The organism is Hungatella sp. SL.1.14, assembly GCF_024460495.1.
In the GTDB taxonomy this organism is placed as follows: domain Bacteria; phylum Bacillota; class Clostridia; order Lachnospirales; family Lachnospiraceae; genus Hungatella; species Hungatella hathewayi.
On record NZ_JANFYJ010000076.1, the window covers coordinates 1 to 1,404 of the forward strand.

2 protein-coding genes and 1 pseudogene are annotated in these 1,404 nt (G+C 40.9%); all 3 read left to right on the forward strand.

The window, feature by feature from the left end:
- Positions 1-292: 292 nt before the first annotated feature.
- Positions 293-496, forward strand: coding sequence for a hypothetical protein (locus NE473_RS29930; protein ID WP_256265532.1), 204 nt, complete (start codon positions 293-295; stop codon positions 494-496).
- Between the two features lie 68 nt (positions 497-564).
- The gene (locus NE473_RS29935; protein WP_256265533.1) at positions 565-1,017 is read left to right on the forward strand and encodes a class I SAM-dependent methyltransferase; all 453 of its coding nucleotides are present in this window, start codon (positions 565-567) and stop codon (positions 1,015-1,017) included.
- A gap of 74 nt (positions 1,018-1,091) precedes the next feature.
- A pseudogene (locus NE473_RS29940) lies at positions 1,092-1,404 on the forward strand (hypothetical protein); the annotation flags it as partial.

Genomic DNA, 1,404 nt, shown 5'->3' on the forward strand with positions numbered 1-1,404 from the left:
AGTATGAGTAAAGAAGATCTTGAAAGAATGAAAGCGCTGGAAGAAAAAAGAGATAATTGTACAATCACTGAAATCGAAGAAAAGGAACTCACTTATCTTATCTGGAAGTATACAAATTAGGATTTTGAAGAGTACGGCAGGACAATAAAGTTTCTGGTTTCACTAGAAAAATTGCATTGCCTGATGTCGTGGGGAAGTGGCGGGGAAATAAGAATTTAATGAACATTGATAATTGAATATAGACGGTTGGAGTGGTATAATTTTGGAATTATAAGAGAAAAGAGGTGTGCATATGTGGACAACTCAAAATCCTACTCATTGTCCGAAATGTGGAAGCAAAGTGCTAGACTTTAGTCCTGAACTTTTCAAAAAAGATGAAAATGGAGAGGATACAGACAAAGCTATAGCTGGAGCATGGTTTTGTGGAAAATGTGGGGACTTGATCGGTCGTAAAATGAACCAATACGAAAACGATGTAAATCCTGATAGCCTTTAAAAGAGTACCAACCGTCAATATTCGATGGTTGGTATTTTATTGTCAAAATTAATATTTAGAGGTGGTACATGAAAAAGATATTAGATGCTTGTTGTGGTAGCCGGATGTTTTATTTTGATAGGCAGAATCCAGAGGTAATTTATGCTGACAACAGAGAGTTGGAAACAACCTTGTGTGACGGACGTACTTTGCTGATTAAACCTGATGTAAAGATGGACTTCCGGGATATTCCATATCCTGATAACAGTTTCAAGGTTGTTGTATTTGACCCGCCACATTTGATTCATGCGGGGACGGGGAGCTGGTTGGCCAATAAATACGGAATCCTACCGACTGACTGGCCGGAGTATTTGAAACAGGGATTCAGCGAGTGCATGAGAGTAATGGAGCCTGATGGACTATTGATTTTCAAATGGAATGAGGATCAAATAAAACTATCTGAGGTGTTAAAAGTTTTTAGCAAAAAACCATTGCTGGGAGACCAGAGGGGCAAAACCCGGTGGTTGGTTTTCATCAAGTAAACTGATATTTGAACGATAACGAAAGGAGCCGGAACCTTTCCGGAAAACAGGCGCGCCGGGTTCCTTTTGAGAAGATGGGTTTAGAAGTATTTGATAATTATGAGTGTGATGGTCAGATTGAGATTGCAGATACAATAGGACCGTTAAAAAAAGACTTAATTATAGACTGTTTTGCGGGCGGCGGCGGGGCAAGCGTAGGAATAGAAATGGCGCTGGGGCGTCCGGTTGATATAGCCATCAATCATGATCCGCAGGCGATCCGGATGCACAAAGTCAATCATCCGGATACGCTGCATCTGACCGAGGATATATTTAAGGTCGATCTTAAAAAGTATGTTGCTGGCCGCCATGTAGCACTTATGTGGGCCTCTCCAGATTGTACCAGTC